Raw genomic sequence first — 5,000 nt, 5'->3', positions numbered from 1 at the left:
TTTATGTCAACAACTTTTTTATTTTTGTTTCATCATCGCTCATCAGCGACTTTATTAATATACCATATTAGCAATCCTTCAGTCAATCCTTTTTTATAAATGAAATTTATCTTCATTTCTTAAAAGCAAACTTCCTAAAGAACATTTCTTATAATATCACTTCAATTAAATTAAAGTCAATCCTTATTTAATACTTTTTTTAATAATGCACAAGCTAATAGAGCGAAACTTTGATTAGAGGGCAATCCCCTATCAATCACTAGTTGAACCATTTATGTTCTTATTGGTCCTCGACCTCCCCACTTACACTTTTGCATCTTTCCGATTGTTTGGATGTGGGAGTCATAGCGCTCGTTAAAACGGAATAAAGAACATTACTGTTTTTTCACCATCTTCCTTAATAAGCCTTTATTTTTATTCGTCTGGTTATCGTTGCCCAAATTGCAGAAAAGTCTTTTCGGATTCATTTGAATCGATCGCTTCCCATCAACACTACACCGAGCGTTTTCGTTTGTTTATTTATGAACAAGTTCTGATACAACCATCCAAAATCGTAGCCGTATGCACAAACTGGCTTATTCTACGGTGGAGCAATTTTTTTATTCAGTGGCTTGTGAAAAAGCGTATGAGCATCGTGACTTTCAAACAACCGTCGAACTTTTATCCTTCAACGTCGTGCATCCCAATCAGTTCAAAAAGTTTGTGGTGGATATGTGGGATCCTTTTCACCAAGCGAATCGGTTGACATTTATTTTAAAGCAAAAATAAAAGACCGCCTATTGGCAGTCTTTATAATTTAACTTATTGCATTCTCTTTTTGATAGAATCCACATATTCTTTTGCAGGCCATAGCCCTAGTCCTGTTTCGTTATTTATTTTCCTCATAATCTCTGTTGTCGGAAGACCCTTTTTAAGCATTTTTCTTACCTCATCTTCCATAGAAAAAGCGATAAATGATGAAAAATTTTGGAGTTTTTTTATTTTACTTAAAAGCGCTATTATAATCACCATTAAACAACTGACAATAATAAGTGATAGCATGAACGGCATTCAACCTCCTATTTTCTTTTATTACCCTAATAAAACTATAAACAAACTTTATAATAAACACTGGAACAACTTCCCATATCATTAGGCAATGATACAATTGTTGAAAATATTAAATTGAATATCTGCTAATTACAGAATTTTATGCTAGAAGGAAATAAGATGTGGGAAGAGCAAGTTATCAAAACAAAATTTTGAAAAGGGAAGAACGGACAATCTCTTTAGCAATTATTTCTAAGAATACTCCGCCGTTCATCTTATAAAGTGGAATTTTGGATGTGATAATTTATTTAATCGTTTGATTGAATGTTAATTCCTTTAATATGGATAAGCGAATCAAACACTTGTGGCATCTACTTATAAAATCACTTAACAAGAAAATTGGATATGACATCTTTAAAAGTGATTAGAACCGTACCTGTTGCTTCTTGGAATGCTCTTTATTTCGTTCCAGGCTTTTATTGCGTCTTCATGTCTTTTTCCTTGATTATTCGGATCAGCAAAAAAATCCCGGATGAATTGATTGTATTCAAATTGGGATGCAATTTTTTTCTTGTAGGAAGAATCTTTCTTTCGCTCTTCCTCCTCATACCAAGCATCCACCACGTCACGATAGGTTTTTCCTACATTATTTTTCAGATAGTTTTGAAAGTATGTGAAAAAAAGGAATTTAGGGATAACTGCCTTAAAAAATATCCTTACATTTTGACTGCATCGATGGTTTTCCGTAATAACTGTATCAAGACTTAAATCTTCTTGTGGCCCTATCTTCTTTTTTACAGTTGGTTTACTAATGGGTTTTACTCTCTCGCCTGTTTGCGGAAATATTTCGATTCTCTCAAAAATTTCTAATTTTGAACCAGATGCACTTATGCCATGTTCCCTGCAAAAAGATTGTAGGTCATCTTTTAACCAATAAAAATCTTTAAAACTCTGTAGGCTAATATTTTTTGCCAGATCAGGCCTCAACAAATCCCCCCTATGTATTCATTCTATTATAGAAAATTCGTTCCTTTCATTCAAAAATTTTGTTGCCTTTATTAGAAGTTTAGAGAACCGATTGGTATCTGATCTAAGATTCTCTCATTTGCTGCTATCATTATTCCATTCCTATCATCTACTAGTTTGATCACTAGCCGATTAAAAACAACAATCTCTTAACCTGGCGCTAAGACTCCCACATGAAAACGGTAGTGAAGACAAAGAAGGATAAATGGAAGATCAAGCATCAGTAAGAGTTCGATTGATTCAACTCCCCCATCGATTAAAATTTCACTTTATTGCATTATTGCACAAAAAAAGACCAGCACTCAGCTGATCTTTCGTTTGCCTGGCAACGTCCTACTCTCGCAGGGGGAAACCCCCAACTACCATCGGCGCTGAAGAGCTTAACTTCCGTGTTCGGAATGGGAACGGGTGTGGCCTCTTCGCCATCATTACCAGACATATTTATTTAAAAGGTTTATTCCTTCAAAACTAGATAACGGAAGGGTAAATCATGTGTCCAAACATATTAATTAGGTTAAGTCCTCGACCGATTAGTATTCGTCAACTCCATGTGTCGCCACACTTCCATCTCGAACCTATCAACCTGATCATCTCTCAGGGGTCTTACTAGCTTGACGCTATGGGAAATCTCATCTTGAGGGGGGCTTCATGCTTAGATGCTTTCAGCACTTATCCCGTCCGCACATAGCTACCCAGCGATGCCTTTGGCAAGACAACTGGTACACCAGAGGTGCGTCCATCCCGGTCCTCTCGTACTAAGGACAGCTCCTCTCAAATTTCCTACGCCCGCGACGGATAGGGACCGAACTGTCTCACGACGTTCTGAACCCAGCTCGCGTACCGCTTTAATGGGCGAACAGCCCAACCCTTGGGACCGACTACAGCCCCAGGATGCGATGAGCCGACATCGAGGTGCCAAACCTCCCCGTCGATGTGGACTCTTGGGGGAGATAAGCCTGTTATCCCCGGGGTAGCTTTTATCCGTTGAGCGATGGCCCTTCCATGCGGAACCACCGGATCACTAAGCCCGACTTTCGTCCCTGCTCGACTTGTAGGTCTCGCAGTCAAGCTCCCTTATGCCTTTGCACTCTACGAATGATTTCCAACCATTCTGAGGGAACCTTTGGGCGCCTCCGTTACATTTTAGGAGGCGACCGCCCCAGTCAAACTGCCCGCCTGACACTGTCTCCCACCCCGATTGAGGGGTGCGGGTTAGAATTTCAATACAACCAGGGTAGTATCCCACCGACGCCTCCACCGAAGCTGGCGCTCCGGCTTCAAAGGCTCCTACCTATCCTGTACAAGCTGTACCAAAATTCAATATCAGGCTGCAGTAAAGCTCCACGGGGTCTTTCCGTCCTGTCGCGGGTAACCTGCATCTTCACAGGTACTATAATTTCACCGAGTCTCTCGTTGAGACAGTGCCCAGATCGTTACGCCTTTCGTGCGGGTCGGAACTTACCCGACAAGGAATTTCGCTACCTTAGGACCGTTATAGTTACGGCCGCCGTTTACTGGGGCTTCGATTCAAAGCTTCGCTTGCGCTAACCTCTCCTCTTAACCTTCCAGCACCGGGCAGGCGTCAGCCCCTATACTTCGCCTTGCGGCTTCGCAGAGACCTGTGTTTTTGCTAAACAGTCGCCTGGGCCTATTCACTGCGGCTCTCTCGGGCTTGCACCCTACCAGAGCACCCCTTCTCCCGAAGTTACGGGGTCATTTTGCCGAGTTCCTTAACGAGAGTTCTCTCGCACACCTTAGGATTCTCTCCTCGCCTACCTGTGTCGGTTTGCGGTACGGGCACCTTTTATCTCGCTAGAAGCTTTTCTTGGCAGTGTAGAATCAAGAACTTCGGTACTAAATTTCCCTCGCTATCACAGCTCAGCCTTCACGGCAACGGGATTTGCCTCGTTGCCAGCCTAACTGCTTAGACGCACATATCCAGCAGTGCGCTTACTCTATCTTACTGCGTCCCTCCATTGCTCAAACGATAAAGAGGTGGTACAGGAATATCAACCTGTTGTCCATCGCCTACGCCTTTCGGCCTCGGCTTAGGTCCCGACTAACCCTGAGCGGACGAGCCTTCCTCAGGAAACCTTAGGCATTCGGTGGAAGGGATTCTCACCCTTCTTTCGCTACTCATACCGGCATTCTCACTTCTAAGCGCTCCACCAGTCCTTCCGGTCTGACTTCACAGCACTTAGAACGCTCTCCTACCACGCATACCATACGGTATGCATCCACAGCTTCGGTGATACGTTTAGCCCCGGTACATTTTCGGCGCAGAGTCACTCGACCAGTGAGCTATTACGCACTCTTTAAATGGTGGCTGCTTCTAAGCCAACATCCTGGTTGTCTAAGCAACTCCACATCCTTTTCCACTTAACGTATACTTTGGGACCTTAGCTGGTGGTCTGGGCTGTTTCCCTCTTGACTACGGATCTTATCACTCGCAGTCTGACTCCCGATGATAAGTCTTTGGCATTCGGAGTTTGACTGAATTCGGTAACCCGATGAGGGCCCCTAGTCCAATCAGTGCTCTACCTCCAAGACTCTAACAATCGAGGCTAGCCCTAAAGCTATTTCGGAGAGAACCAGCTATCTCCAAGTTCGATTGGAATTTCTCCGCTACCCACACCTCATCCCCGCACTTTTCAACGTGCGTGGGTTCGGGCCTCCATTCAGTGTTACCTGAACTTCACCCTGGACATGGGTAGATCACCTGGTTTCGGGTCTACGACCACATACTATATCGCCCTATTCAGACTCGCTTTCGCTGCGGCTCCGTCTCTTCAACTTAACCTTGCATGTAATCGTAACTCGCCGGTTCATTCTACAAAAGGCACGCCATCACTCATAAATGAGCTCTGACTACTTGTAGGCACACGGTTTCAGGATCTATTTCACTCCCCTCCCGGGGTGCTTTTCACCTTTCCCTCACGGTACTG

General features: G+C 43.4%; 2 protein-coding genes and 2 rRNA genes (1 of these 4 running past the window's edge). All 4 read right to left on the bottom strand.

Going from position 1 to position 5,000, the window contains the following annotated elements:
* Positions 1 to 801: 801 nt before the first annotated feature.
* A complete protein-coding gene (locus tag BN1765_RS03505; RefSeq protein WP_222705391.1) occupies positions 802 to 1,041 on the bottom strand; it encodes a hypothetical protein in 240 nt (79 codons plus the stop codon).
* Between the two features lie 402 nt (positions 1,042 to 1,443).
* Positions 1,444 to 2,016 carry a DUF6434 domain-containing protein gene (locus tag BN1765_RS03500; RefSeq protein WP_050613862.1) on the bottom strand — a complete coding sequence of 191 codons (573 nt, stop codon included), beginning with the start codon at positions 2,014 to 2,016 and terminating at the stop codon, positions 1,444 to 1,446.
* A gap of 359 nt (positions 2,017 to 2,375) precedes the next feature.
* Positions 2,376 to 2,491 (bottom strand): 5S ribosomal RNA (gene rrf / locus BN1765_RS03495).
* A 74-nt stretch (positions 2,492 to 2,565) separates the two neighbouring features.
* Positions 2,566 to 5,000, bottom strand: a 23S ribosomal RNA gene (locus BN1765_RS03490) (it continues 502 nt past the right edge of the window).

Source organism: Bacillus testis, assembly GCF_001243895.1.
Classification (GTDB): domain Bacteria; phylum Bacillota; class Bacilli; order Bacillales; family DSM-1321; genus Bacillus_AD; species Bacillus_AD testis.
The sequence above is the reverse complement of the archived record's forward strand: the minus strand, read 5'-3'. Positions and strand labels throughout refer to the sequence as shown.